We start from the raw sequence: 25,570 nt of genomic DNA, 5'->3' as shown, positions 1-25,570 counted from the left end.
GATGAGGACGTGCCCCTCAACTTCACCGCCATCGACTTCGAGACCGCCAACTCCTCCGCCGCTTCGGCCTGCTCGGTCGGCATGGTGAAGGTCAGGGACGGCAAGGTCGTCGAGCGTGTGGGCTGGTTCATCCGGCCCCCGGTCGGCCACGACGCATTCCAGGAGTGGAATATCAAGATCCACGGCATCCGGCCGTCGGATGTCGCCGGTGCCGCCGGCTGGGCGGCCCAGCTCCCCGACCTGGTTGCCTTCGCCGACGGCGACCACCTCGTCGCACACAACGCCGGCTTCGACCTCGGCGTCATCTCGACCTCGTCGACCGTCGCCGGCCTGGCGATCCCCGACTTCGCGTACGTCTGCAGCCTGCAGGTGGCCCGGCGCACCTACCACCTCGACTCCTACCGGCTCCCGGTCGCCGCGATGGCCGCCGGGTTCGAGGACTTCGCCCACCACGACGCGCTGGCCGATGCCGAGGCGTGCGCCGCGATCATGATCCACGCTGCGCAGCGGCACGAGGCCGACACGCTCGAGCAGCTCGCGCACATCACCGGCGTCAAGATCGGTGTGATCGGCCCCGTCGCCACCCGCGAACACTCCGCCACGCACGGTCCGATGGCGCTGAACTAACAGCGCACCTCCCGCGCTTCACGGGCTCTGTCGGTGGCCACTGGCACACTTGACACATGGACCCACTGCTCAGCCTCATCCTCGGAATCGTCATCGGCGTGCTCCTCGGCGCACTCCTGGCGGTCGTCGTGCTGCAGCGCCGCCGCTCGGCCCAGCCCGCGGCCGAAGACCCGGCCGTGGTCGAGGCGCGGCACCAGGTGGCGCTGGCCGAGACCCGGGCGGCCGACGCGGCCGTGCAGTCCCTCCTGCGCGAGGAACTCGCGGCGATGCAGGCCACCGCCGAGGGCATGCGCGGCCAGATCCTCGACGCCCAGCAGCAGTACCGCGAGCTGATCGACCGCCAGCGCACCGACCAGGAGGCCCGGTCGGAGCGGGAACGCCAGGAAAGCAAGGTGCTCCAGGCCCTGGCCCCGGTGCGGGAGAGCTTGCAGGACATGCAGAAGAAGGTGTCCGAGCTCGAGGCACAGCGCAGCCTGCAGCACGGCGAACTCAGCCAGCAGCTTCGTTCGGCCACCGAGTCCGAGGAGCGCCTGCGCAGCACCGCGGAATCGCTGGCCTCCGCCCTGCGCTCCAACAGCACCCGCGGGGTCTGGGGCGAGACACAGCTGCGCAGCGTGGTCGAGGCCGCGGGCCTGATCGAGCGGGTCGACTTCGACATGCAGTCCAGCATCACCTCGGATGCCGGCGCGGGGCGCCCCGACATGGTCGTGCACCTGCCCGGGGGCAAGAACATCGCCGTCGACGCTAAGGTGCCGTTCAACGCCTTCCTCGAGGCGAGCCAGATCCCCGCCACCGCCACCGGCGCGGAAGGCGCCCGGCGGGAGACCTACATGAAGGCGCACGTGAAGGCGGTCCGCGACCACATCACGGCCCTCGGCAGCAAAGCCTATTGGCAGGGACTCGAGGCGTCGCCGGAGATCGTGATCGCGTTCATCCCGAGCGAATCGCTCGTCTTATCGGCCATGGAAGCCGACCCGACGATCATGGAGTTCGCCTTCGGCAAGCGCGTCGCGCTCGCCTCGCCGGTGACGCTCTGGTCGGTGCTCAAGACGGTCGCGTTCAGCTGGCAGCAGGATGTGCTCACCCAGGATGCCAAGGTTCTCTTCGACCTCAGCCGGGAGCTTTACTCGCGCCTGGCCACGACGGCGACGCACATCGAGAAGCTGGGCCGCTCGATCGAACGCACCGTGAAGGACTACAACGGCTTCGTCGGCTCGATGGAACGCCAGGTGCTCCCCACGGCGCGCAAGCTCAACGCCCTGGACGAGTCGAAGGTCCTCGCGCCGCTGGTGGGCATCGAGGAGACGCCGCGCGAGCTGGCCGCGTTCGAATTCGTGGCCGAGCTCGAGACGGCCGAACTCGAGGCCGCCGTCATCCGCGCCGCCGACTGACCGCTCGCGAGCAATCCTCCACGCGGCCCGCGAAGTTGAACTGCGGACAAAGTACCTTCAACTTTGCGACGAAGGTACTTTCTCCGCAACTCAACCGGGACGGGCCTGAAGGGGACAGGAAGAACCGCCCAGCACATGTGCTGCGCGAGCGCGCCGAACTGTGAGTTCGGCACCTTCACGAGCGCGCCGAAGGTGCCAAACTCACAGTTCGGCGAGGGAAGTCAGGGCCTTAGAGCCACTTCTCGGCGAGGTGCTCGGCGACGACGCGGCGGGCGGTGCCCGAACGCGACCGGAGCACAATGCTCTCGGTGCGGATCATCGGGCCCTTGCGGCGCACGCCGTCGACGAGTCCGCCGTCGGTGACCCCGGTGGCCACGAAGAACGTGTTGTCGCCGCTGACCATGTCGTCGATTTCGAGCAGTTTGTCGATGTCCAGGCCGGCCGCGACGCCCCTGGCCCGCTCGGCGTCGTCCTTGGGCGCGAGGCGGCCCTGCATGTAACCGCCCAGCGCCTTGAGCGCGCAGGCCGTGGTGATGCCCTCGGGGCTGCCGCCGATGCCGACGCACATGTCGATGCGAGTCTCGTAACGGGCGGCGTTGATGCCGCCGGCCACATCGCCGTCGAGCATGAGGCGGGTGCCGGCACCCGCGCTGCGAATGGCGTCGATGAGTCCCGCGTGGCGGGGACGGTCGAGGACGGCAATGGTCATGTCGCCGACCGGCTTGCCGATGGCCTTCGACAGCTCGCGGATGTTGTCGCCGATCGACTGGTCGAGGCTCACGACGCCGCGGCCGGCGGCGCCGGTGACGATCTTGTCCATGTAGAACACGGATGACGCGTCCAGCATCGTGCCGCGGTCGGAGACGGCGATCACGGAGATGGCGTTCTGGCGGCCCGCGGCCGTGAGGCTCGTGCCGTCGATCGGGTCGACGGCGATGTCGCAGGCGGGGCCACGGCCGGTGCCGACACGTTCCCCGTTGAAGAGCATCGGCGCCTCGTCCTTCTCGCCCTCGCCGATCACGATGAGGCCGTCGAAGTTGACGGTGCCGAGGAACGCGCGCATGGCGTCGACGGCGGCCTTGTCGGCGGCATACTTGTCGCCGCGGCCGATGAACGGCACGGCGCGAATCGCGGCTGCCTCGGTCGCGCGCACCAACTCCATGGCCAGGTTGCGATCGGGGTGCGCGTACACGATGGGGTCAGTGACGATGGGGTCAGTGCTGTTCACAAATGGTCCTTCCCGGACGAAGCGTGTTGCAGTGGCGAAGCCCGTCAGCGGGCCGGCGCAGGTAGGCCAGAGCCACCTCCGCCAGCTTAGCGTCGCGCCGCTGGGGGTGCGGCGGCGGGTCGACATATGCGCCCCGGCCTATGGGCAGTCTCGGTAGTATTGAGCCACCCAGCCGGATACTTCCTCAGGAGACGCCATGCCTATCGCCACCCCAGACCAGTACGCCGAGATGCTGAACAAGGCCAAGGACAAGGGATTCGCCTACCCCGCATTCAACGTCTCTTCGTCCCAGACCATCAACGCGGTGCTGCAGGGCCTCACCGAGGCCGGCTCCGACGGCATCATCCAGGTCACCACGGGCGGCGCGGACTACTTCGCCGGCCACACCGTGAAGAACCGCGCATCCGGCGCCCTCGCCTTCGCCCGCTTCGTGCACTCGGTCGCCGACAACTACCCGATCACCGTCGCGCTGCACACCGACCACTGCCCGAAGGGCGCCCTCGACGACTTCGTCATGCCGCTGATCGCGGCCTCCGAGGACGAGGTCAAGGCCGGCCGCAACCCGATCTTCCAGTCCCACATGTGGGACGGATCCTCCGTGCCGCTCGGCGAGAACCTCGAGATCGCCAAGGACATGCTGGCGCGCACCCGCGCGATTAACGCGATCCTCGAAGTTGAGATCGGCGTCGTCGGCGGCGAAGAGGATGGCGTCAGCCACGACATCAACGAGAAGCTCTACACCAGCCTCGATGACGCCATCGCGCTGGTCGAAGCCCTCGGCCTGGGCGAGCAGGGTCGCTACATGTCGGCGCTCACCTTCGGCAATGTGCACGGCGTGTACAAGCCCGGCAACGTCAAGCTGCGCCCGGAACTGCTCAAGGGCATTCAGGAGGGCCTGGCCGAGAAGTACGGAACCGGCCCCAAGCCGCTCGACCTCGTCTTCCACGGCGGCTCCGGCTCGACCGACGCGGAAATCGCCGAGGCGGTCGCCAACGGCGTCATCAAAATGAACATCGACACGGACACCCAGTACGCCTTCACCCGGGCGATCGCCGACTACATGCTCAAGAACTACGACAGCGTGCTCAAGGTCGACGGCGAAGTGGGCAACAAGAAGGTCTACGACCCCCGCGCGTGGGGCAAGGTGGCCGAGGCGGCCATGGCCGCCCGCGTCGTCGACTCGACCCGTCAGCTGGGCTCGGCCGGCCACTCGAACAGCTAGCTCCGGCGCATGACGATTCCCGACCCGAATTCTTCCGAGCCGAACCGCCCGGAGGACACCCGTCCCCGGCCGCAATTCGGCGAGCTCGCGCCGGAAGGCTGGAGCTGGACGCCGCCGAAGGATGACTCCGCCGCCCCGGCCATTCCCGTCGCGCCCGACGCCGCATCGGTCCCGGCGGCCGCCACGGCGCCCGGGGCGTCCCGCACGCCCGCTTGGGACCGACCGGTCACGCTCGCCCTGCTCATCTTCGGGCTCCTGGCGACGTTCTTGATGGTCTCGGTCCTGGGCTCGCTGCCCCAGGCCATGCAGGTGCTGTACACGCAGGAAGACCTCGGCACCTACACCCCGGCCGCCTCGGTCGCCGGCCTGATCACGGCCGGTCGCATCGTCGAAGCCGGAATCTGGATCGTGACGACCGTGCTGTCGATCCTGCTGCTGACTCGCGGCCGCCGCGCCTTCTACGTTCCGCTGATCGGCGGCGCCGTCTCGGTCGTGGTGATCTTCGTGTTCATTGGGGTCGTCGTGACTGCCGATCCAACCCTGCTCGAGCTGTACGGCCAGCCGTAGCCGGCGCGCTACTCCGGTTGTGCGGCCCGGCTGCCCTTGAGGTTGCCGCGCAGTTCCTTGGGCAGGGAGAAGATCAGGTCTTCCTCGGCCGTCTTGACCGGAATGACGTCGGCGTAGCCGGCATCCGCGAGGGCGGAGAGCAGCTCGTCGACGAGTTCCTCCGGAACGGATGCCCCGCTCGTGACGCCCACGGTGTTCACCCCGTCGAGCCACTCCTGCTTCACTTCGCTGGCGTAGTCGATCCGGTAGGCGGCCGTGGCGCCGTACTCGAGGGCCACCTCGACCAGGCGCACGGAGTTGGACGAGTTCGCTGAGCCGACGACGATGACGAGGTCGGAATCGGCGGCAACCTTCTTGATGGCGACCTGGCGGTTCTGGGTGGCGTAGCAAATGTCGTCGCTCGGTGGATCCTGCAGCAGCGGGAACCGCTTGCGCAGGCGGCGCACGGTTTCCATGGTTTCGTCCACGCTCAGGGTCGTCTGGGACAACCAAACGACCCTGGCCGGATTCCGCACCTCGACGATGTCGGCGTCGTCGGGGCTGCCGACCAGGGTGGTGTTCTCCGGCGCCTCCCCGGCGGTGCCTTCGACCTCTTCGTGGCCTTCATGGCCGATCAGGAGGATTTCGAAGTCGTCGCGGGCGAAGCGCACCGCCTCGCGGTGCACCTTGGTGACGAGCGGGCAGGTCGCATCGATGGCCTGGAGTCCGCGTTCCGCGGCGGCATTGACCACGGCCGGCGAGACTCCATGCGCGCTGAAAACGATGTGTGACCCGGTCGGCACCTCGTCGACCTCGTCGACGAAGACGGCGCCCTTGTGCTCCAGTTCGGCCACGACATGGGTGTTGTGCACGATCTGCTTGCGCACGTAAACCGGGGCGCCGTAGTGCTCCAGGGCCTTCTCCACGGCGATGACGGCACGGTCGACCCCGGCGCAGTATCCGCGCGGGGCGGCCAGCAGCACCCGTTTGCCCCCCGCCACCGGGGTATCCTTGAGCCTGCCCGGCGCACTCAGTATCCGAGGCATGCCAAGGCCGATCACGGGCGAATTAGTACTGATGGTCACGGACCCATTCTAGGCGCGCCCCCCTGGACGGGTTCCGTGGGAGGAGACCAGCAATGACCCAGGGCCCCACCACCGTCGAGACCCCCTGGCCGGTCGCGATGCTCTCCGGCAAGATCCGCGACTACATCGACCGCCTCGGGACCGTCTGGATCGAGGGGGAGATCACCCAGTGGGGCCAGAGCGGCGGCAACGTCTACGGCAAGCTCAAGGATCTCACCGAGGACGCCACGGTCAGCTTCACGGTCTGGTCGTCCGTCCGCGCGAAACTCACCAACGACTTCAAGCAGGGCGACCGGGTCATCGCGCTGGTCAAACCCAACTACTGGGTCAAGGGCGGCACGCTCACCATGCAGGTGTTCGAACTTCGCCACGTCGGCCTCGGCGACATGCTCGAGCGGCTGGAGCGGCTGCGCAAGCAACTCGCCGGCGAGGGACTCTTCGACGCCTCGCGCAAGATCCGCCTGCCGTTCCTCCCCCACTGCATCGGCCTCGTCACCGGCAAGGATTCCGATGCCGAGAAGGACGTGCTTCGCAACGCCCAGCTGCGCTGGCCCGCCGTCACGTTCCGGGTCGTGCACGCGGCCGTCCAGGGGGACCGCATGGTGTCCGAGGTGACGGCGGCGATCAAGCGGCTGGACGCCGACCCCGAGGTCGACGTGATCATCGTCGCCCGAGGCGGCGGCGATTTCCAGAACCTCCTCGGCTTCAGCGACGAAGGGCTCGTCCGCGCGGCCGCCGCCTGCCGGACCCCTCTCGTCAGTGCGATCGGCCATGAAGCCGACCGCCCCCTGCTCGACGAGGTCGCCGACCTCCGCGCCTCCACACCGACCGATGCGGCCAAGCGGGTGGTCCCGGATGTCGCGGACGAGCTCAACCGGGTGCAGCAGGCCCGCGCCCGCCTCAGCACCCGGCTCACCGGCATCCTTTCTTCGGAGGTTGACCGGATCGGGCAGCTCCGCTCCCGCCCGGCGCTGAGCTCGGCAACCTGGATCGTCGACTCCCGGTCCGAAGACCTGACCCGGTATGTCGCTCGCGGCTCAGAGCTCGTCGGCCGGGTGGTCGAACGAGCCGACGCCGCCGTCGTCGACCTGCGCTCCCAGCTGCGCGCCCTCTCCCCGCAGGGCACCCTCGACCGCGGCTACGCCATCGTGCAACTGCCGGACGGGCACGTCGTGCGCGCCCCGGACCAGGCGCCCGGCGGCACGGAGCTGCGCCTCACCCTCGCCCGCGGATCCCTGAGGGCCGTGTCGAAATAGAATGGATGTCATGACCCAGCCCGCAGACGATATCAGCGCCCTCAGCTACGAGCAGGCCCGCGACGAACTCATTCGGGTGGTCAACGAACTCGAGCAGGGATCGTCCACCCTGGAGCAGTCGCTCGCCCTGTGGGAACGCGGGGAGGCGCTCGCGCGCCGCTGCGAAGAGTGGCTGATCGGCGCGAAGGCGCGGCTGGACGCCGCCCGCGCCGGCCAGGTCGCCGCATCCGACGCATGAGCGCCGCCAGGCGCGAGCCCCGGATCGTCGCCGAGCTCGGACGACCGGAAACCCCGGAGGAGACGGCCGCCCGCAAGGCCGAGAACACCCGCGCATACCGGGCCCGGAAGACCGTCAACAACCTGGTCCTGTCCCTCCTGGTCACCGTCGCAGCCGTGGTGGTACTGGTCATGATCGTCCCGCGCAGCGACACGCCCATCGACCGAACCGTCGACTACCGCGCCGTTGCCGGCCAGGTGCAGCCCGGCGTCGAGGAGCCGCTGGCCAGCCCCCGCCTGCCGGACGGCTGGCGCGCGAACGCCGCGACCTGGCGTTCCGGCGGCAGCGACAAGGTCGCCTCCTGGTACATCGGCCTGCTCACCCCCGCCGACGCCTACATCGGCCTCAACCAGGGCATCGACGCCAACCCCAGCTGGGTGAGCGAGCAGTTGCAGGGCTCCCCCGCCGCCGAAACCGTCACCCTCGACGGCATCCAGTGGGATGTCTATCGCAACACCGCGCCGGAGGACGAGCGCGGAAACTTCGACTATGCCCTCGTGACGACCGCCGGGACAAGCACCTTCCTGCTCATCGGCACGGCCGCCGAGGCCGAATTCACGGTGCTCGCCGGCGCGCTGACCGACACCATCGCGCGGAACACGAACGGAGACCAGGGATGAGCCCGGCATCGTCTCCCTCGAAGGTCTGGAACGAGCTCCGCCGGGGCAACGAACGCTTCGTCAACGGCGAGCCGAGCCACCCGCGCCAGGACGTCGACCGGCGCGCCGAGATCGCCTTCACCCAGGCCCCGGTCGCGGCACTGTTCGGGTGCAGCGACTCGCGCCTGGCCGCCGAGATCATCTTCGACAAGGGCCTCGGCGACCTGTTCGTCGTGCGCAACGCGGGGCAGGTCATCTCGGATTCCGTGCTGGGCTCGCTCGAATACGCCGTGGAAATCCTGCACGTGCACCTCATCCTCGTGCTCGGCCACGACCGTTGCGGGGCCGTGCGCGCGGCCATTGAGTCCCAGGCCGAAGACGCCATCCCCCTGCCTCCCCACATCAATTCGATCATCCAAAAGATCGTGCCGGCCGTCCGCCGGGTGAGCGGGCTGGCCGCGGACGTGCCAATCGACCGGGACACGATCGACGAGCTGGCGGTCGGACGGGAACATCTTCGCGACACGGTCGCCGAACTGCTCGAACGCTCCGAGATGATCAGCGCCGCCGTCGCAGAAGGTACATTGGCTATCGTCGGAGCGAATTACAGCCTCCTCGAAGGGCGCGCTGACCCCGACATCGTCGTGGGCATTGTTTAGCGCGCCCGCGCACACAAAAACCGAAAGGGAACACACAGTGGTGGACAACTCCGCAGACGCCGGCTACCGGATCGAACGCGACACGATGGGCGAGGTGCGCGTGCCCCGGGATGCGCTCTACGGCGCCCAGACGCAGCGTGCCGTCGAGAACTTCCCGATCTCGGGCTCCGTGCTCGAGTCGGCGCAGATCGCGGCCCTCGCCCGGATCAAGAAGTCCGCGGCGCTTGCCAACGCACGGCTCGGCGTGCTCGACGGCGCCATCGCGACCGCCATCGCCGATGCCGCGGACGAGGTCATCACCGGCCGCTACGACGGCCAGTTCCCGATCGACGTCTACCAGACCGGCAGCGGGACCTCCTCGAACATGAACATGAACGAGGTCATTGCGACCCTCGCCACCCGCTCCCTCGGCCGCCCGGTGCACCCGAACGACCACGTCAACGCGTCGCAGTCCTCAAACGACGTGTTCCCCACCTCGGTGCACATCGCCGTCACGAGCGCGCTCATCGACGACCTCATCCCCGCACTCGACCACCTCGCCGTGTCCCTCGAGGCCAAGGCCGAGCTGTGGGCCGGCGCCGTCAAGGCCGGGCGCACGCACCTGATGGATGCCACGCCCGTCACCCTCGGCCAGGAGTTCGGCGGCTATGCCCGCCAGATGCGCCTCGGCATCGAGCGCGTGCGCTCCGCGCTCCCCCGTGTCGCCGAGGTCCCGCTCGGCGGAACCGCGGTCGGTACCGGCATCAACACGCCCGCCGGCTTCCCGCAGCTCGTGATCGAGCTGCTCTGCTCCGAGACCGAACTCCCGATCACCGAGGCCAGGGACCACTTCGAGGCCCAGGCCAACCGCGACGGCCTGGTCGACGCATCCGGCGCCCTGCGCACGATCGCGGTCAGCCTGACCAAGATCTGCAACGACCTCCGCTGGATGGGCTCCGGCCCCAACGCCGGCATCGGCGAGCTGCACATCCCCGACCTTCAGCCGGGGTCCTCGATCATGCCCGGCAAGGTCAACCCGGTCATCCCGGAGGCCGTGCTCATGGTCTGCTCGCGGGTCATCGGTAACGACGCGACGATCGCCTGGTCCGGCGCCTCGGGCTCGTTCGAGCTCAACGTCGCCATCCCGGTGATGGGGACCGCGCTGCTCGAGTCGATCCGGCTGCTCACGAACGCGAGCCGCGTGCTCGCCGACAAGACCGTCGACGGCCTCGAGGCCAACCTGGAGCGCGCCCGCGCCCTCGCCGAGTCCTCCCCCGCCATCGTCACCCCGCTCAACCGGGTGATCGGCTACGAGGCGGCCGCGAAGGTCGCCAAGCACGCCGTGTCCGAGGCGCTGACCGTGCGCGAATCCGTCATCGCCCTCGGCTTCGTGGAGCGCGGCGAGGTCACCCTCGAGCAGCTCGACGTGGCCCTGGACGTGCTGAGCATGACCCGCCCGCCCCAGGCCAGGTAGCCCGCCCAGCCCTCGAGTTTGACAGTTCCGGTCGAGTTGCCCTGTTCCGCGGGGCAAACTCGACCGGAACTGTCAATTTCGGCGGTCAGGAAGGGCCGTTGCCCTCGAGCATCTCGGTGACCAGGGCCGCGATGGCGCTGCGCTCCGAGCGGGTCAGCGTCATGTGGGCGAAGAGCGGATGCCCCTTGAGCGTCTCGATCACGGACGCGACACCGTCGAAGCGGCCCACCCGAAGGTTGTCCCGCTGGGCGACGTCGTGGGTGAGGATCACCCGCGAGTTCTGCCCGATCCGGCTGAGCACCGTGAGCAGCACGTTCCGCTCCAGGGACTGGGCCTCGTCGACGATCACGAACGCGTCGTGCAGCGAACGCCCGCGAATGTGCGTGAGCGGCAAAACCTCGAGGATCCCCCGCTCCACGACCTCTTCGAGCACGTTCTCCGAGACGAGGGCTCCGAGCGTGTCGAAGACCGCCTGTCCCCAGGGGTTCATCTTCTCGCTCGCGTCGCCGGGCAGGTAGCCGAGTTCCTGGCCGCCGACCGCGTAGAGCGGCCGGAACACCATGATCTTGCGGTGCTGCTGGCGCTCGAGCACCGCCTCGAGTCCGGCGCAGAGGGCGAGCGCCGACTTCCCCGTCCCCGCTCGACCTCCCAGCGAAAGGATGCCGATGCTCGGGTCGAGCAGAAGGTCGATCGCCAGGCGCTGCTCGGCGGAGCGCCCGTGCAGGCCGAACACGTCGCGGTCGCCGCGCACGAGCTTGAGCTCGCCGCTGCCGGTGACCCGGCCGAGGGCGGACCCGCGCTCCGAGTGGATGACCAGGCCCGTGTTGACGGGCATGTCCTGCACAAGCCGGGTCGTCATCACCTCGTGCTCGTAGAGTTCGTTGATCTGGGCCCCGTTCAGGGTGATCTCGTCCATCCCGGTCCAGCCGGAATCGACGGCGAGTTCGTGCCGGTACTCTTCCGCTGCCAGGCCGAGCGAGGACGCCTTCACCCGCAGCGGGAGGTCCTTCGAGACGACGGTGACGTTCATCCCATCGTTGGACAGGTTCATCGCGACCGCGAGGATGCGGGAGTCGTTGTCGCCCAGCTGCAGCCCGGACGGCAGGACCGACATGTTCGAGTGGTTCAACTCGACGCGGAGGGTCCCGCCGTCGCCGACCGGGATCGGGAAGTCGAGACGCTCGTACTTCATCCGCAGTTCGTCGAGGTTGCGGAGCGCCTGGCGCGCGAAGTACCCGATCTCGGGGTCGTTGCGTTTGGCTTCCAGCTCGGTGATCACCACGACCGGGAGCACAACGGAGTGTTCGGCGAAGGCGAAGATCGCCTTCGGATCGGACAACAGCACCGAGGTGTCCAGCACGTAGGTGCGTTCGGCCTGGTTCACGGGCGACGCCGGCTGGTCTGCACTGCGCCGGTCGGTCTGATTAGCGGTCACAACCACTCCCCCCCACGCCCATGACGGGCGCGGATTCCATTGGCGAGCTGGCCACGAGCGGTTCTCGAGCCGTACTTATGTGGCCGTCTCGATCAGGCGCCATACCTGATGTGGACGACGCTACGTCCCCCGGGCGGCAAAGGGAAGAGCGACACGCCTGCCGTCATCCACCGGTCACATTCGGGGGGTACCGCGCCGCCTCGGGAGGGTCAGTAGCTGGCCGCGGTGGAGTAGGACGTGAACGCGGCCCGCAACATCTCGATGGTCTCCGGCGATAGCGCCGCGTGCACGCTCAGCCGCACCCGGCCGCCCCTCGTCGTCGCCGTCACACCGTGGTTGTACAGCGCCGCGGTGAGCAGCGTGAGCTGCTCGGCCATTGGCTCGAGCACGATGATGCCCGCGCGTTCGCGTTCGTCCCGCGACGACGCGAGCGGGACTGAGAATTCATCGGCGAGGTCGATCAGTCGCGTGACATTCTCGGTGACGGCGGCCTCGATCCCGGCCACTCCCACCGCGGTGATCTCCTCGAGCGCTGCGGCGAATCGAGCCTGGGCCGAGCTGTCCGGGTTGCTGATCTGGAACGCGCCCGCGCCGCAGCCGGGCGGCAGGACCTCGTCCCAGGGCAGGTCCGGCGAGTCCGTGCCGCTGAACCCGGAAAACACCGGGGTGAGCATCTCGACGGCGCGGTCGCTGAGCGCGAGGAAGCCGGTGCCCCAGCCCGCGCGGGCCCACTTCTGACCGCCGGACGCGACGACATCGGCGACCTCGTACGGGGCATCCGTGACGCCGAAGCCCTGGATCGCATCGACGATGAGCAGCCGGTCTCCGATCACTTGCCGGATGCCCTCGAGGTCGGTGCGATAGCCGGTGCGGGCATCGACCAGGCACACGGCCACCGCGGCGGTCGTGGCGGTGAGTTGTTCCCTGACCAGGCCGGGCGTCACGCGCTCATGCTCACCGTCGAGCCAGAGCGGGGTGACCACGTGCAGCGCCTCGGCCGCACGCACCGCGGCGAAGGGCAGGCTGGGGAAATCGTGCGGCGAGAGCAGCACGTCGCCGGTCAGGCCGAAGAGTGCCTGCATGAGCCCGGTGCTCGTGTTGGGCTGGGACACGACCTGGTCGGCCCGGAAGCCGGTCGCTGCGGCCACGGCGGCGCGCAGCCGTTCGTCCTGCTCGATCAGGTGGTCGAGGCTGCCGAACCGGGCGCGCGAGAGCACCTCGGTCTGACCGAGGGTTTCGGCGACGACGACGGACGCCAACGGGCCGACCCGCCCGTAGTCCAGGTAGCCGGGGTCCTCGAGGAATCCGTCGATGAAGCGCTGAAGCGAGGTCACCTGCGTTCCTTTCCGAGGCCTGGGGGGGATCTCGACCGGCTCGATCACGGTCATTGTCGCACTAGCCTCCGAAACGGCGCTGCCGCTTCGCGAAATCTCGCAGGGCTCGCAGGAAGTCCACCTCGCGAAGGTCGGGCCCGAGTGCCTCGACGAAGTAGAACTCGCTGTGCGCGCTCTGCCAGAGCATGAAGTCGCTGAGCCGCTGCTCCCCCGAAGTGCGGATCACGAGCTCGGGGTCCGGCTGCCCGCCGGTGTACAGGTGCTGCCCGATGAGTTCGGGGGTGAGCGTCTCGGCCAGGTCCTCGAGCGTGCCGCCGTGCGCGAGGTGGGTGGCGACGATGCTCCGCATCGCGTCGGTGATCTCGGTTCTTCCGCCGTAGCCGACGGCCAGGTTGATGTGCAGCCCCTTGTTGCCCACCGTACGCGCCTCGGCGGCCTCCAGCGCCGCCACAAGCGGCTCGGGGAGCTTGTCCCTGGAGCCAACCTGCTGCACGCGCCAGTTGCGGTAGTGGGAGAGTTCCTCGGCCAGTTCGGCGATGATCTCGACCAGGTCCGCGAGTTCCTCGCTGGGCCGCTGGGTGAGGTTGTCGGCCGACAAGAGGTACAGGGTGACCACGGAGATGCCCAGGTCGTCACACCACTCGAGGAACTCGCGCATCTTGGCGGCGCCGGCCCGGTGCCCGTGCGCGGCAGAATCGAAGCCCAGCTGTTTGGCCCAGCGCCGGTTTCCATCGATGATCATGGCCACGTGGCGGGGAAGCTGGCTCGGGGACAGGCTGCGCCGGAGCCGACGCTGGTACACGCTGTAGAGGAAGTCACGCCCCAGGGGTATTCGCCGATTCTGCACACAGTCACGCTAGCCCACTCCGCTCCGGGAGCGGCAAGCCCGGCCCGTCGACTGCCGTATTCTGGCTGCATGGCCGCAGAGCACTCCGAAGACGCACAGCACCGGGACGGCGCAGGCCTTCCCGACGACGCCGAGCACGACGCCGAGCAGGAGATCGCCAACCTGCCGCTCCTCGAAGAGGACGAACCGCGACCGGAGGATCTCCGTCCGACCTGGCGGGGCTGGATCCACGCCGGCACGTTCCCGGTCACCATCGTCGCCGGGATCATCCTGCTCGTGCTCGCCGAGGGTCCGGCGGCCACGTGGAGCTCAGCCGTCTTCGTCGCCACCTCCATGCTGCTGTTCGGCAACTCGGCGCTCTACCACCGCTTCGACTGGCAGCCGCGCACGAAGGTCATCCTCAAGCGCATCGACCACGCCAACATCTTCCTGCTGATCGCGGGCTCGTACACCCCGATCACGGTGCTCTCCCTGCCGCCCGAAAAGGCGACGCTGCTGCTCTGGCTGGTGTGGAGCGGCGCGATTCTCGGCATCGCGTTCCGCGTCTTCTGGATCACTGCGCCACGCTGGCTCTACGTTCCGCTGTACCTGTTGCTGGGCTACGGCGCGCTGATCTTCATCGGCGACTTCTTCCGGGCAGACCCCGTCATGATGACGCTCATCCTGGTCGGCGGCATCTTCTACAGCATCGGCGCCGTGGTCTACGGCCTGAAGAAGCCCAACCCGGTTCCGGGCGTGTTCGGATTCCACGAGATCTTCCACACGCTCACCGTGCTGGCGTTCCTCTGCCATTGGGTGGCCATCGTGATGATCGCCACGCACCCGCTCTACCCCTGACCCGAGGCGCTCGCGGTTACTCCGGGCGGTCGCGGTCGCCGTCGCCGGCGTCCCTGGCCGCCGCCTCGGCTTCCAGCTTTTCCTGCACCTGCGCGCGGTAGGTCGTGCGCCGGACTCGGCGGGCCATGTCCAGCCCGAGCAGCAGCGTGGCGACGGCGACGAGGAAGATCGCCGCGAAGCCCCAGGCGCCAGGGGTGACCGTGTCGGGGTTGAATTCCGGCTCAGGGGTGCTCGCGAGCACGAAATCGACGAGCAGGGGGGCGAAGAGCACGTTCACGACACGTCCTTCACACCGGAGAAGAGGTCGGATTCGGGCATGACGGTGTCCACTTTCGATTCGACGAGCTGGAAGTCCTCGAACGGCCAGGCCTCGCGGATGAGGTCATTGGGCCAGAAGAAGAAGCTGCTGGTGGGCGAAACCTGGCTCGCGTGCGACTTCAACGCGGCGTCCCTGGCCTCGAGGAAGTCGCCGACCGGCACGTGCGTCGTGGCCAGTTTGGGGTAATCCTTCATCCAGTCCCTGGCCGCACCGAGCGGCTCGAGAAGCGGGGAGTCCGGCTCCTTCACGCTCAGCTCCAGGAACATCGCGTCTATGCGCTCCAGGTTGAAGATGCGGTCGTAGTAGAGCTTGTCGATCTGCCAGGGGGCACCGGCCTCCGGGTACCGGCCCCCGTCGGAGGCGGCCCGGTAGGCCTCGAGCGACACCTCGTGGGTTCGGATGTGGTCCGGGTGCGGGTAGCCGCCGTTCTCGTCGTAGGTGATCAGCACCTGCGGACGGAACTCGCGGATCACGTGCACGAGCGGCTCCGCGGAGATCTGCACGGGGATGTCGGCGAACGAGTGCGCGGGCACCGAGCCGTCATCGTTCATGCCGGAATCCTGATAACCCAGCCAGCGGTGCTCCACGCCGAGGTGAGCCTGCGCCTCGGCCATTTCCCCGCGGCGGAGCCCGGCCATGTCGCGTTCGGCCATCGGATTGCCGACCAGCGCCTCATTGAGGATGCTGCCCCGCTCGCCCCCGGTACAGCTCACGATGAGCACCTGCACGCCCCGGCTTCGGTAATGGGCGTAGGTCGCCGCGCCCTTGCTCGACTCGTCGTCGGGATGGGCGTGGACCGCCAACAGTCGCAGCGTCACAAAACTCCTCAGGAATGGCGGATAACCTTGAGTACAAGACTAATCGTTGAAACAAGAGTGTGGAGTCGCGTGAGTGTGGAGTCCCCGGAGGCCGTGAACGCCAGCCTCGACGCTCGGTACGGGCGCACGCCGAACCGGCGCGTCCGCGACCGCCGCATCCTCTGGATCGTGGCCGGCGCCTTCGCGCTCGTCCTGGGCTCCTGGGTCATCTGGGCCGGCCTGGACGGGACCAAACCGCTGATCGAAGCGCGCGACACCGCGCACAGCATCATCGACGAGCACAGCGTCAGCGTGACCTTCGAGGTGTCGATGCCGACGGGAACCGCGGCCAGTTGCGCCGTCGAGGCGTTGAACGAAAACTTCACCATCGTGGGCTGGAAGGTCGTTGACCTTCCGCCCTCCGACCGCTACACCCGCGCGGTCACGGAGATTGTACGCACGACGGAATTAAGCAACACGGGTTTGATTTACCGTTGCTGGCTGACCTAGACTGACGTATTCGCCCTGACGGTAATCGTCGGGGCGACCCCTATATCCCCCGGTGAAGACCAATTCCGCGGGCCGAGTGCACTGAAGGAGAGCATCCGTGACGACCCCCACAACTGTCACCTGGCTGACCCAGGAGGCCTACGACCGCCTCGCTGCGGAGCTGCACACGCTCAGCACCATCGGCCGCGATGACATCGCCAAGAAGATCGAATCGGCGCGCGAAGAAGGCGACCTCAAGGAGAACGCCGGCTACCACGCCGCCAAGGAGGAGCAGGGCAAGATGGAGGCGCGCATCCGCACCCTCACCCTGCTGCTGCGCACGGCCGAGGTCGGCAGTGCCCCCGAGAGCCACGGCGTCGTCGAGCCGGGCACCGTCATCACCGCGATCATTGCCGGCGACGAGAGCCGCTTCCTGATCGGCAGCCGTGAAATCGCCGGCGACAGCGACCTCGACGTCTACAGCGAGCAGAGCCCGCTGGGCCTGGCGATCATCGGCCTCAGCGTCGGCGCGTCGACGACCTACGAGACCCCGAGCGGCAAGGAGATCACCGTGCTGATCTCCCTCGTCGAAACCTGGACCGGCAACTAGCCCGTCAGTCGGTCTGGGGGTCGTAGCCCGCGGACCGCAGCAGGTCGAGGACGTGCTTGCCGTGCTCCGGCCCGCGCGTCTCGACGCTGATGTCCAGTTCCACCTCACTCAGCTGCATGCTCACGCCATGGCGGGTGTGCAGCACTTCGATCACGTTGGCCTGCGCCTCGGCGAGCAGTTCGGCGATCCGCGCGAGCTGGCCCGGACGGTCGGGCAGCATGATCCGCAGGGTGAGGTAGCGCCCCGATGCGGCAAGCCCGTGGCTGATCACGCGCTGCATGAGAAGCGGGTCGATGTTGCCTCCGGAGAGGATGGCGACGGTCGGCCCCGACGCGGTGACCTTGCCGGCGAGGATGGCCGCCACCGCGACGGCCCCGGCCGGTTCGACCACCAGTTTGGCGCGTTCCATCAGCACCAGGAGGGCCCGGGCGATGTCGTCCTCGCTGACCGTGACGATCTCGTCCACGACGTCGCGGATGATCTCGAAGTTGAGCAGGCCCGGCCTCGCGACGGCGATCCCGTCGGCGATCGTCGGCACGATGGTGACCTCGACGGCCTCGCCGGCCTCGAGGGAGGCCGGGTAGGCCGCCGCGTTGGCCGCCTGCACGCCGATGACGCGGATGACGCGCCCGTCCTGAGCGGCTCGCTGCTTGAGCGCGCTGGCGACGCCGGAGATGAGTCCGCCCCCGCCGATGGGGACGATGATCGTGGCGAGATCGGGGACCTGGTCGAGGATTTCGAGGCCGAGGGTGCCCTGCCCGGTCACGACATCCACGTGGTCGAAGGGCGGGATCAGGATCGCGCCGGTCTCGGCGGCGTAGGCGGCGGCGGCCATCAGCGGCTCGGCCACGGTGTGCCCGCGGAGGATGACGTCGGCGCCGTAGTCGCGGGTGGCCTGGAGCTTCGGCAGGGCCACGCCGACCGGCATGAAGATCGTCGCCTTGATGCCCAGTTCCCTGGCGGCGAACGCGACGCCCTGGGCGTGGTTGCCGGCCGACGCCGCCACGACGCCGCGGGCCTTCTCCTCGTCGGTGAGCTTGGAGAGCCGGTTGTAGGCGCCGCGGATCTTGTAGGAGCCGGTGCGCTGCAGGTTCTCACACTTGAGGAACACCGGTGCGCCCAGGATGGTCGCGAGGTAGCGTGAGCTCTCCATCGGCGTCACGTCGGCGACGCGCGCGACCACCGCTCGCGCCGCTTCGAAGTCGGCCAGGCTGGGCCCCACGCGGGAAACACTGGTCATTCCGGGTTCTCCGTTCGGCGGAATCCTGGGCGGCGCGGCACAGTCTGCCAGAGCGGAGAACCGAGCAGGTCGCCCGCGGGAGGCGGAATGGTGCGCCAGACGCCGCTGTGAATGTAGTTGGTCATCACGTTGAGCACCGCGGCCACCGGCACGGCGAAGAGTGCGCCCGGGATGCCGGCGAGCAACGACCCGGCACCGACGGCGAGCACGACGGCGAGCGGGTGCACCTTCACGGCGGTTCCCATGATCAGGGGCTGCAGCACATGCCCTTCGACCTGCTGGACGAGCAGAACGACGCCGAGCATGGCCAGGGCGTAGCCGGGGCCGTTGAAAAGGAGGGCGATGATCACGGCGACGATTCCGGTGGCCACGGCTCCGACGATCGGGATGAACGAGCCGAGGAAGACGAGGATGCCGATCGGGACGGCCAACGGCACGCCGAGCAGGGCGGCGCCGACGCCGATTCCGACCGCGTCGATCGAGGCCACCAGGATCTGCACCTTGGCGAAGTTGCCCAGGGTCGACCAGCCGGCGATGCCGGCCCCGTCGACGGCGGCGCGGGCACGGCGGGGGAAGATCCGCACGATCCAGTCCCAGATGCCCTTCCCGTCGATCAGGATGAACAGCAGGCTGAACAGGGCCAACAGGAACCCCGCAACGAGATGCCCGACCGAGGACCCCACGGACAACGCGCCGGTGATGAAGACCTGGCTGTCGGACTGGATTGCCTGATTCGCCTGGTCGAGGTAGTCGTTGAGCTGGCTCTCGGTGAGCTGCAGCGGCGACGCGAGCAGCGCGGCCTTCAGCTTCTCGACCGACGCCTCGAACCTCTGGGTCAGGTCAGAGGACCCGGCGGCGATCTGCGAGGCCGCGAGTGCGATGAGTCCCCCGACGACCGCCAGGGTGCCCAGCAGGGCGAGCGCGACGGAGAGGCCCCTCGGCCACCGGTGGCGGACCAGGAAGGACACGAACGGAACCAGGAGGGCCGAGACCAGCACGGCGACCAGCAGCGGGATGACGATGAGCCGCAGCTGGATGATCAGGAAGATGAGGACGGCGGCCGCTCCCGCGATGGCCAGCAGGCGCCACGACCACGCCCCTGCGAGCCGGATGCCGGGGGGAATGTTCTCGTCCACGCCGTTGTGCTCGTGCCTCGGCACGTGCCGGGGCAGGTCGGCGGGAGCGCGTCGAACGCGGCCGCGGAAGAGTCCGCCGAGGCCTGGCTTGTCCGTGGGTTCCTTCACTCACCCAGTCTAGGACTGGTCTCGACCGTTACCGGCGCACCGGTGAAGGCGAGGTGCACCCGCGCGCCGAGGGCAGGATTCAGGCGCACGCTGTGCTGGGTGACCAGGGTCGTGCCGTCCTCCAAACGCACCCCCGTGCGCCTGAGCGACCCGAGGAAGCTGGACGAGGTGACCACCCCTGCGACCCCTGCGGCGGCAAATTCAACGTCTTCGGGGCGCACGAAGACCTGCACGCCTCCGTCCGCCTGTGACGGGTCGACCAGGGGCAGCGCCGTTCCGTGCACCTGAGCGAACCCGTGCCGCACGACGCCGGCCACGCGATTGTTCAGACCGACGAAATCGGCCACGAACGGGGAGACCGGCCGGGCGTAGAGGTCCTCCGGCGTACCGATCTGCTCGATGCTGCCGGCCCGCATGACCGCGACCCGGTCCGCCACGGCCAGGGCCTCATCCTGGTCGTGGGTGACGAACAAGGTGGTGATGCCGAGGTCGGTCTGGATCCGCCGGATCTCCTCGCGCAACTGCACACGCACCCGGGCGTCCAGGGCCGAAAGCGGCTCGTCGAGCAGCAGGACGCGCGGCTGCGTGACGAGGGCCCTGGCCAGCGCAACGCGCTGCTGCTGCCCCCCGGACAGCTGGTGGGCGTACCGGTCGTGGTGGGCGTCCAGCTCGACGAGGGCCAGAGCGGCACGCGCGCGGCTCCGGCGCTCCTCCGGGTTCACCTTGCGCATGCGTAAACCGAACTCCACGTTTTCCCCGGCGCTGAGGTGAGGAAAGAGCGAGTATGCCTGGAATACCATCCCCATGTCGCGTCTGCTCGCCGGCAGCCTCGAGACGTCGGCTCCGTTCAGCAGAATGCTGCCGGCATCCGTCGATTCGAGCCCGGCGAGCACACGGAGGGCCGTGGTTTTCCCGCTGCCGCTCGGGCCGAGGAGGGCCACAAATTCTCCGGCCTGCAGGGTGAGGTCGAGGCCGGCCAGCGCCCGGTGTCCGGCGAATGTCTTGACCACGCCGCGGAATTCGACGACGGCGCCGGGGCCGGCGCCTGAGTGTGCCTGGGTCATGACAAGCCTTTCGAGAGGGAACGCCGCCGCGGGGAACGCGTGCGCGCCGCACCCAGCCGGCCGATGGTCAGCAGCAGCAGGAAGGCGAACGCGAGGGCGAGGAGGGACAGGATGACGGCCGTGTACGGGTCGCTCTTGCTGACGACCACGAGCGCGGTCTGCAGGTTGACCCGGTTGAGCAGCGACGCGATGGTGAACTCGCCGAGCACGACCGCGACCGAGATGAACGCCCCGGCGAGGATGCCGCGGCGCAAGCCCGGCAGCAGCACCCGCAGGAGCACGGTTCCCCAGCCCGCCCCGAGCGAGCGGGCGGCCTCGCTGAGCGTGCGCGCGTCGACGGCATCCAGGTTGGACTGGATCGCCCGGTAGGCGTAGGGCAGGACGGTGACGCCGTACGCGAAGGCCAGGGTCCAGACGCCGCTGCCGAAGAGCCTAGCGACCATCGAATACACCGGGGCGAGGCCGACGACCAGGACGATCGCCGGGATGCTGACGGGCAGGATGCAGATGACTTCCATGGGCCGGCGCAACCGGGGGAACCGCAGCTGGATCAGGATCATGGTCGGAACGAGCAGCAGGAGCACGATCAGGACGGTGCCGATCGCCAGGGCGACCGAGTTGCCGGCGGCGACGAGCAGGGGGCGGTACTGGCCGGTGAACCCGCTCTGGAACAGGGCGATCCAGCGCGAGAAGTCGTGGCCTCCGCCCAGTCCCCTGCGCAGGGTGAACTCGACCATGGCGACGATCGGCACCGCGAAGAGCAGCCCGATGGCACCGAGGATGGCAATCCGGATGCCCCGAGCGGGCGCGTGCGCCACTCCGCCGCTCCTGCGGAGGCCGGCGCTCATCGCTGCCACCTCGCGGCCCGGGACGCCAGCGCGGAATAGCCGAGCATGACGACGGCCATCACCAGGATCATCCCCAGCGCCAGTGCCCCGGCCAGGTTCTCCTGTCCGAGCATGGTTTCGCTGGTGAGCGCCGCGCGGATCTGCAGGGGCGCGATCTGTGACCCCTGGCTGATCAGAGCCGCGGCGGTGGCGTACGACGAGAACGCGTTCGCGAACAAAAGCAACAGGCTGCCGAAGAACGACGGCGCCAGTACCGGGAAGGCGATGCGCTGCCAGTAGCTCGCCGCCGTGCCGCCGAGGGTGGCGTTCGCCTCGGCCCAGGCCGGTTTCAGCGACTCGAGCGCCGGCATGAAGGTGATGATCATCAGGGGCACCTGGAAGTACAGGTAGGGCAGCACCAGGCCGGGCATCGCGTAGATCCAGACGCCGTCTTCGAAGATGTCGAGGCCGAAGGCGTCGCGCAGGAACAGGGTCACCATGCCCTGGATGCCGATGGTCGCGACGAACGCGAAGGCGAGCATGACGCCGCCGAACTGGGCGAGCACGCCGCTGAGCGAGTCGACCGCGGAACGGAGGGCCCCGTCGGGCCGGGCGCCGAGCAGCGCGTAGCAGGCCAGTCCGCCGACCAGGGCGCCGACCACCGCGGTCAGCGCCGACAGCCAGAACGAATTGACGAACGTGGTCAGCACTTCCGGACTGCCCAGCGCCGCCACCGTGTGCCAGGTGAAGGAACCCGATTCGTCGACGAAGCCCGTGCCGACGGCGATGATGGTGGGCACGGCGAGGAACAGCAGCACGTACACCGCGAACGGCAGCAGCCCCCAGGCTGCCGCCGTTCCGCGGACCCTACTGGACAGCGGCCGCCCAGCTCTCGCCGAGCAGCTTCGCGGCGGTTTCGCTCTGCTTGCCGGACGGGACGACCGTCGTCTCCGGTGCCTTCGGGAGCGCGTCGAACAGCGCCGCGTCGATGGTTCCGGCCGAAGCCATCGCCTCGGCGCGTACGGGGCGGGCTCCCCCGGCGAGCCACAGGTTCTGCGCCTCGTCGCTGTAGAGGAACTCCTGCCACAGGCGTGCGGCGGCCGGGTGCGGGGCATCCTTGCTCACGGCCTGGTTGTAGTAGCCGGCGTAGCCGGTGCCGGGGAAGACCACGACCTTCCAGTCGCGCTGGCCCGCCAGCGTCTTGCCGTAGCCGACGTTGAGGTAGTCCCAGTCGAGCACGACGGGCGTCTCGCCCGAGGCGATGGTGGCGGGCGTGGGGTCGACCTTGAGGAAGTTCCCGCTCCGATTGAGCTTCTCGAAGAAGTCGATGCCCGGCTGGAAGTCGTCAACGGATCCGTCGTTCTGCACGCTGGCCATCCCGACCGCGGCGAAGGCGGCGCCGGCCTGGGTCGGGTCGCCGTTGATTGCCACCTTGCCCTTGTATTTCGAGCCGAGGAGGTCGCTCAGCTGCGTGGGCGCGGGGACCTCCGCGGGGTCGTAACCGACGGCCATGTATCCGCCGTAGTCGCCGGTATAGAGGCCGTTCGATTCCTTGAGGGCATCCGGAATGTCCGCCCAGGTTGCGACCTTGTACGGCGCGAAGCGATCCGTGCTCGAGAGCGCGACGGGCAGGCCGAGGTCGAAGACGTCCGGCGCGGTGTCCTGGCCCTTGAGGTTGTCCGCCGCCTGGATTTCCTCGGCGCTCGAACCGTCCGGGGACGCCTCGGTGAGGGTGATCTCCGGGTACTTCTCGGCGAACCTGTCGAGCACGGCGCCGTAGTTGGCCCAGTCGCGGGGCAGGGCGATGACGTTCAGCGCGCCTTCGGCCCTGGCTGCCTTCTCCAGGCCGGCCAGGTCGCCGAACGCGGCCAGGCTCGTCGCGGTGGCCGCGTCGACGCCGCCGGCGGCGGGCGCTGCGCCTGCCGAGCAGCCCGTGAGGGTGAGAGCGAGTGCCGCGGTGGCGGCGATCCCGGCGATCATGGTGCGCGTGGTGAACACGTATCCTCCGTCGTGACCGCGCCCGGCCGCCCGCCGGTGGGCGAACTGTTGAGTGCCGGAATGCGGTCATGGGTGACCATACGGACGCCGGGCGACGGGACGGGCGGAGCCACCTGAACGGGCAGTGAACGTCCGGCGGCGGCACTACGCTCGAATCGATGCCTCAGTCATTCGCCCCCGCCCTTGCTCGCCGCATCGCGCTGGCGGCGCAGGGCTTCGGCCGTGCGCCGGGCGAGGCGCCCGGCATCCGTCAGCTGGACGCGCTCGTCAACCGGCTCGGCCTGCTCCAGATCGACTCGGTCAACGTGTTCGAGCGCAGCCACTACCTGCCCGCGTTCAGCCGGCTGGGCGTCTACGACAAGAAGCAACTGGACCGGCTGACGACCGGGCGCGAGGCGCGGTTCACCGAGTACTGGGCGCACGAGGCGTCGTTCCTGCCGCTCGAGTCGTGGCCGCTGTTCCGGTGGCGCATGCAGGCCTACCGCGACCTCTCGGCGCGCACACCGGACGCCTGGTCGGCGGCCAACCGTCCGATGCTCGACTGGCTGCTGGCTGAACTGGCCGAGAACGGTCCCATGCGGGCGAGCGCGATCGAGCACGACGCCAACAAGCGCAGCGGGCCCTGGTGGGGCTGGTCGGACGTGAAGACGGGGCTCGAAACCCTGTTCCGCTGGGGCGATGTGGTGAGCGCCGGCCGCGAGCGTTTCGAGCGCATCTACGGCCTGCCGGAGCAGGTGTTCCCGGATGCGCTGCTCGGGCGGGAGGTGAGCCGCCACGACGCGCACCGCGAGCTGGTGAGCCGGTCAGCGCGCGCGCACGGCATCGGCACGGCCAGGGACTTCGCGGACTACTTCCGGTTGAAGACCCCGCCGACCCTGGCCGCGATCCGCGAGCTCGAAGACGCGGGCGAGCTGATCCCGGTCGAGGTCCCCGGCTGGACGCGGGCCGGAAAACCCATCGCCGCCTGGCTGCACCGGGACGCGCGGCTGCCCCGCAGCATGGACGCCGCGGCCGTGCTCTCGCCGTTCGACCCGGTCGTCTGGAAGCGCCCGCGCGCCCTGCGCCTGTTCGACTTCCACTACCGGATCGAGATCTACACACCGGAGCCGAAACGCATCTTCGGGTACTACTCGTTGCCCGTGCTGCTCGGCGACACCATCGTCGGCCGGGTCGACCTGAAGAACGACCGCCAGGCCGGTGTGCTGCGCGTGCAGGCGGCCTGGGCCGAGGAGGGCGCGCCGGCCGACACGGCCGCGCGCCTGGCCGGGGTGCTCCGGGACGCGGCGCGCTGGCAGGGGCTCGGCGAGATCGAGGTCGTGCGGCGCGGCACGCTGGCGCCCGGGCTGGCCGCCGAACTCCGCTAGCCCTCGACGATCTCGACCACCGGACGGTTCGCCGAACTGTGAGTTTGGCACCTTCGTTGGGNACACCTACCAGGGCTGGATCCATAGCTACAATCACCACAGACCCCATACCGGCATCGGCGGCAAATCACCCATCGACCGCGTTCACAACGTCAGTGGGAACAACACCTAGGGCGTGTCTCCCAAAGCCGGACTTCGCGCGGAATTGAGCTGCGCGGGTGGTGCGCCGCTGCGCAGGTGGCGCATCGCCCGCGAAGCGGCGTACTACGAGCGCATCGTTCCCACACCAACGAATTGGGAGACACGCCCTAGCCCTGGCACCCTGGCACCCTGGCACCCTGGCACCCTGGCACCCTGGCACCCTGGCACCCTGGCACCCTGGCACCCTGGCCCCCTGGCCCCCTGCCCCCTGGCCCCCTGGCCCCTGGTCCCCTCCGCCGAACTGTGAGTTTGGCACCTTCCCGAGCGGGCAAAGTCATAGGGTCAAAGCAACGCTCTGATTGATGNGGCAAAGTCATAGGGTCAAAGCAACGCTCTGATTGATGGAGCGTTTTATGGTCAAGTTGTTTCCGCAGGCTGCTCGTGATGAGTTCGTTGACTTGGTGTGCGCGGGGGTGGGTTTGCGAGAAGCGGGCGCCAGTGTGGGCGCGTCGGTCAACACGGCGACGGTGTGGTGGCGGCAGTCTGTCGGAATGCCTCTTCGACATGCCCGGTCACGCCTCAAGATCGCTCCTGATGCCTCGGAGCACGTCCCGGACGAGTGGCCCGCCGTCGAGCAGGGTGGGGTCTCTGGGCGGAATCGGTCGTTGACCAAATTCGAGC

The 25,570-nt window shown here is 68.8% G+C and carries 26 protein-coding genes and 1 pseudogene; 14 read left to right on the top strand and 13 right to left on the bottom strand.

Going from position 1 to position 25,570, the window contains the following annotated elements; translation table 11 throughout:
- Positions 1-9 precede the first annotated feature (9 nt).
- Positions 10-627: an exonuclease domain-containing protein gene (locus E3T54_RS03960; protein WP_134474663.1), complete on the top strand. Its 618-nt coding sequence runs from the start codon at positions 10-12 to the stop codon at positions 625-627.
- A 56-nt stretch (positions 628-683) separates the two neighbouring features.
- Positions 684-2,018 carry a DNA recombination protein RmuC gene (gene rmuC / locus E3T54_RS03955; protein ID WP_134474662.1) on the top strand — a complete coding sequence of 445 codons (1,335 nt, stop codon included), beginning with the start codon at positions 684-686 and terminating at the stop codon, positions 2,016-2,018.
- Between the two features lie 229 nt (positions 2,019-2,247).
- Here rmuC and glpX read toward each other — a convergent pair whose 3' ends face one another.
- Positions 2,248-3,180, bottom strand: coding sequence for a class II fructose-bisphosphatase (gene glpX / locus E3T54_RS03950; protein ID WP_134474710.1), 933 nt, complete (start codon positions 3,178-3,180; stop codon positions 2,248-2,250).
- A gap of 262 nt (positions 3,181-3,442) precedes the next feature.
- On the opposite strand from glpX, the gene fbaA reads away from it, so the two are divergent.
- Both fbaA and E3T54_RS03940 read left to right on the top strand, forming a co-directional pair.
- The gene (gene fbaA, locus E3T54_RS03945) at positions 3,443-4,468 is read left to right on the top strand and encodes a class II fructose-bisphosphate aldolase (RefSeq protein WP_134474661.1); all 1,026 of its coding nucleotides are present in this window, start codon (positions 3,443-3,445) and stop codon (positions 4,466-4,468) included.
- Positions 4,469-4,477: 9 nt separating this feature from the next.
- Positions 4,478-5,035 (top strand): DUF6264 family protein, encoded by a 558-nt coding sequence (locus E3T54_RS03940; RefSeq protein ID WP_134474660.1) that lies wholly within the window; start codon positions 4,478-4,480, stop codon positions 5,033-5,035.
- A gap of 8 nt (positions 5,036-5,043) precedes the next feature.
- Here the strand turns inward: E3T54_RS03940 and E3T54_RS03935 are convergent, their stop codons facing one another.
- On the bottom strand, positions 5,044-6,060 hold the full coding sequence (locus tag E3T54_RS03935; RefSeq protein WP_092321346.1) for a 4-hydroxy-3-methylbut-2-enyl diphosphate reductase: 1,017 nt from the start codon (positions 6,058-6,060) through the stop codon (positions 5,044-5,046).
- A gap of 92 nt (positions 6,061-6,152) precedes the next feature.
- Here E3T54_RS03935 and xseA point away from each other — a divergent pair, with 92 nt between their 5' ends.
- From xseA to E3T54_RS03910, 5 genes are read left to right on the top strand one after another with little or no spacing between them, the layout of a single operon-like run.
- Positions 6,153-7,355, top strand: coding sequence for an exodeoxyribonuclease VII large subunit (gene xseA / locus E3T54_RS03930; protein WP_134474659.1), 1,203 nt, complete (start codon positions 6,153-6,155; stop codon positions 7,353-7,355).
- Position 7,356: 1 nt separating this feature from the next.
- On the top strand, positions 7,357-7,593 hold the full coding sequence (locus tag E3T54_RS03925) for an exodeoxyribonuclease VII small subunit (protein WP_134474658.1): 237 nt from the start codon (positions 7,357-7,359) through the stop codon (positions 7,591-7,593).
- Entirely contained in the window at positions 7,590-8,252 is a 663-nt protein-coding gene (locus tag E3T54_RS03920; RefSeq protein WP_134474657.1) for a DUF4245 domain-containing protein, read from the top strand. The genes E3T54_RS03925 and E3T54_RS03920 overlap by 4 nt, the downstream gene beginning before the upstream one ends.
- The gene (locus tag E3T54_RS03915) at positions 8,249-8,890 is read left to right on the top strand and encodes a carbonic anhydrase (protein WP_134474656.1); all 642 of its coding nucleotides are present in this window, start codon (positions 8,249-8,251) and stop codon (positions 8,888-8,890) included. Before E3T54_RS03920 ends, E3T54_RS03915 begins: the two co-directional genes overlap by 4 nt.
- 40 nt (positions 8,891-8,930) lie before the next feature.
- The gene (locus E3T54_RS03910; RefSeq protein ID WP_370254811.1) at positions 8,931-10,343 is read left to right on the top strand and encodes a class II fumarate hydratase; all 1,413 of its coding nucleotides are present in this window, start codon (positions 8,931-8,933) and stop codon (positions 10,341-10,343) included.
- Between the two features lie 85 nt (positions 10,344-10,428).
- On the opposite strand, the gene E3T54_RS03905 is transcribed toward E3T54_RS03910, so the two are convergent.
- From E3T54_RS03905 to E3T54_RS03895, 3 genes are all read right to left on the bottom strand, one after another.
- A complete protein-coding gene (locus E3T54_RS03905; RefSeq protein WP_370254809.1) occupies positions 10,429-11,778 on the bottom strand; it encodes a PhoH family protein in 1,350 nt (449 codons plus the stop codon).
- Between the two features lie 209 nt (positions 11,779-11,987).
- Positions 11,988-13,112: an aminotransferase class V-fold PLP-dependent enzyme gene (locus tag E3T54_RS03900; protein ID WP_092321261.1), complete on the bottom strand. Its 1,125-nt coding sequence runs from the start codon at positions 13,110-13,112 to the stop codon at positions 11,988-11,990.
- Positions 13,113-13,173: 61 nt separating this feature from the next.
- Positions 13,174-13,959: an isoprenyl transferase gene (locus E3T54_RS03895; RefSeq protein ID WP_134474654.1), complete on the bottom strand. Its 786-nt coding sequence runs from the start codon at positions 13,957-13,959 to the stop codon at positions 13,174-13,176.
- Between the two features lie 69 nt (positions 13,960-14,028).
- Between E3T54_RS03895 and E3T54_RS03890 the strand changes: the two genes are divergently transcribed.
- Entirely contained in the window at positions 14,029-14,796 is a 768-nt protein-coding gene (locus tag E3T54_RS03890) for a hemolysin III family protein (RefSeq protein ID WP_134474653.1), read from the top strand.
- A gap of 16 nt (positions 14,797-14,812) precedes the next feature.
- On the opposite strand, the gene E3T54_RS03885 is transcribed toward E3T54_RS03890, so the two are convergent.
- Both E3T54_RS03885 and mca read right to left on the bottom strand, forming a co-directional pair.
- The gene (locus tag E3T54_RS03885) at positions 14,813-15,073 is read right to left on the bottom strand and encodes a hypothetical protein (protein WP_134474652.1); all 261 of its coding nucleotides are present in this window, start codon (positions 15,071-15,073) and stop codon (positions 14,813-14,815) included.
- Positions 15,070-15,933, bottom strand: a complete 864-nt coding sequence (gene mca, locus E3T54_RS03880) for a mycothiol conjugate amidase Mca (RefSeq protein WP_174844383.1) — start codon at positions 15,931-15,933, stop codon at positions 15,070-15,072. Before mca ends, E3T54_RS03885 begins: the two co-directional genes overlap by 4 nt.
- Before the next feature lie 69 nt (positions 15,934-16,002).
- Here mca and E3T54_RS03875 point away from each other — a divergent pair, with 69 nt between their 5' ends.
- Together E3T54_RS03875 and greA are read left to right on the top strand one after the other, a co-directional pair.
- A complete protein-coding gene (locus E3T54_RS03875) occupies positions 16,003-16,422 on the top strand; it encodes a DUF4307 domain-containing protein (protein WP_166804816.1) in 420 nt (139 codons plus the stop codon).
- Positions 16,423-16,519: 97 nt separating this feature from the next.
- Positions 16,520-17,011, top strand: coding sequence for a transcription elongation factor GreA (greA, locus tag E3T54_RS03870; protein WP_092321257.1), 492 nt, complete (start codon positions 16,520-16,522; stop codon positions 17,009-17,011).
- A gap of 4 nt (positions 17,012-17,015) precedes the next feature.
- On the opposite strand, the gene ilvA is transcribed toward greA, so the two are convergent.
- The 6 genes from ilvA to E3T54_RS03840 are packed head-to-tail and all read right to left on the bottom strand — an operon-like array spanning position 17,016 to position 23,366.
- Positions 17,016-18,251 (bottom strand): threonine ammonia-lyase, encoded by a 1,236-nt coding sequence (gene ilvA / locus E3T54_RS03865; RefSeq protein ID WP_134474649.1) that lies wholly within the window; start codon positions 18,249-18,251, stop codon positions 17,016-17,018.
- Positions 18,248-19,495 (bottom strand): AI-2E family transporter, encoded by a 1,248-nt coding sequence (locus E3T54_RS03860; protein ID WP_241977039.1) that lies wholly within the window; start codon positions 19,493-19,495, stop codon positions 18,248-18,250. The genes ilvA and E3T54_RS03860 overlap by 4 nt, the downstream gene beginning before the upstream one ends.
- Positions 19,492-20,559, bottom strand: a complete 1,068-nt coding sequence (locus tag E3T54_RS03855; protein WP_134474648.1) for an ABC transporter ATP-binding protein — start codon at positions 20,557-20,559, stop codon at positions 19,492-19,494. Before E3T54_RS03855 ends, E3T54_RS03860 begins: the two co-directional genes overlap by 4 nt.
- On the bottom strand, positions 20,556-21,407 hold the full coding sequence (locus E3T54_RS03850; protein ID WP_134474647.1) for an ABC transporter permease: 852 nt from the start codon (positions 21,405-21,407) through the stop codon (positions 20,556-20,558). The genes E3T54_RS03855 and E3T54_RS03850 overlap by 4 nt, the downstream gene beginning before the upstream one ends.
- The gene (locus E3T54_RS03845) at positions 21,404-22,210 is read right to left on the bottom strand and encodes an ABC transporter permease (protein WP_370254803.1); all 807 of its coding nucleotides are present in this window, start codon (positions 22,208-22,210) and stop codon (positions 21,404-21,406) included. The genes E3T54_RS03850 and E3T54_RS03845 overlap by 4 nt, the downstream gene beginning before the upstream one ends.
- 43 nt (positions 22,211-22,253) lie before the next feature.
- Positions 22,254-23,366 (bottom strand): ABC transporter substrate-binding protein, encoded by a 1,113-nt coding sequence (locus E3T54_RS03840; RefSeq protein WP_092321340.1) that lies wholly within the window; start codon positions 23,364-23,366, stop codon positions 22,254-22,256.
- A gap of 176 nt (positions 23,367-23,542) precedes the next feature.
- Between E3T54_RS03840 and E3T54_RS03835 the strand changes: the two genes are divergently transcribed.
- Together E3T54_RS03835 and E3T54_RS03830 are read left to right on the top strand one after the other, a co-directional pair.
- Positions 23,543-24,748 (top strand): winged helix-turn-helix domain-containing protein, encoded by a 1,206-nt coding sequence (locus E3T54_RS03835; RefSeq protein ID WP_134474646.1) that lies wholly within the window; start codon positions 23,543-23,545, stop codon positions 24,746-24,748.
- A gap of 64 nt (positions 24,749-24,812) precedes the next feature.
- Positions 24,813-24,920 (top strand): annotated as a pseudogene (locus tag E3T54_RS03830) (integrase core domain-containing protein); the annotation flags it as partial.
- Positions 24,921-25,570: the final 650 nt, after the last annotated feature.

Source organism: Cryobacterium sp. Sr8 (genome assembly GCF_004403225.1).
Classification (GTDB): domain Bacteria; phylum Actinomycetota; class Actinomycetes; order Actinomycetales; family Microbacteriaceae; genus Cryobacterium; species Cryobacterium psychrotolerans.
The sequence above is the reverse complement of the archived record's forward strand: the minus strand, read 5'-3'. Positions and strand labels throughout refer to the sequence as shown.

Bases quoted from the DNA above. Each gene is read 5' to 3' on its own strand.
- rmuC (WP_134474662.1), top strand. From the start codon at position 684: ATGGACCCACTGCTCAGCCTCATCCTCGGAATCGTCATCGGCGTGCTC.
- glpX (WP_134474710.1), bottom strand. From the start codon at position 3,180: ATGGAGTTGGTGCGCGCGACCGAGGCAGCCGCGATTCGCGCCGTGCCG.
- fbaA (WP_134474661.1), top strand. From the start codon at position 3,443: ATGCCTATCGCCACCCCAGACCAGTACGCCGAGATGCTGAACAAGGCC.
- E3T54_RS03940 (WP_134474660.1), top strand. From the start codon at position 4,478: ATGACGATTCCCGACCCGAATTCTTCCGAGCCGAACCGCCCGGAGGAC.
- E3T54_RS03935 (WP_092321346.1), bottom strand. From the start codon at position 6,060: ATGCCTCGGATACTGAGTGCGCCGGGCAGGCTCAAGGATACCCCGGTG.
- xseA (WP_134474659.1), top strand. From the start codon at position 6,153: ATGACCCAGGGCCCCACCACCGTCGAGACCCCCTGGCCGGTCGCGATG.
- E3T54_RS03925 (WP_134474658.1), top strand. From the start codon at position 7,357: ATGGATGTCATGACCCAGCCCGCAGACGATATCAGCGCCCTCAGCTAC.
- E3T54_RS03920 (WP_134474657.1), top strand. From the start codon at position 7,590: ATGAGCGCCGCCAGGCGCGAGCCCCGGATCGTCGCCGAGCTCGGACGA.
- E3T54_RS03915 (WP_134474656.1), top strand. From the start codon at position 8,249: ATGAGCCCGGCATCGTCTCCCTCGAAGGTCTGGAACGAGCTCCGCCGG.
- E3T54_RS03890 (WP_134474653.1), top strand. From the start codon at position 14,029: ATGGCCGCAGAGCACTCCGAAGACGCACAGCACCGGGACGGCGCAGGC.
- ilvA (WP_134474649.1), bottom strand. From the start codon at position 18,251: ATGACCAGTGTTTCCCGCGTGGGGCCCAGCCTGGCCGACTTCGAAGCG.
- E3T54_RS03855 (WP_134474648.1), bottom strand. From the start codon at position 20,559: ATGACCCAGGCACACTCAGGCGCCGGCCCCGGCGCCGTCGTCGAATTC.
- E3T54_RS03850 (WP_134474647.1), bottom strand. From the start codon at position 21,407: ATGAGCGCCGGCCTCCGCAGGAGCGGCGGAGTGGCGCACGCGCCCGCT.
- E3T54_RS03840 (WP_092321340.1), bottom strand. From the start codon at position 23,366: ATGATCGCCGGGATCGCCGCCACCGCGGCACTCGCTCTCACCCTCACG.
- E3T54_RS03835 (WP_134474646.1), top strand. From the start codon at position 23,543: ATGCCTCAGTCATTCGCCCCCGCCCTTGCTCGCCGCATCGCGCTGGCG.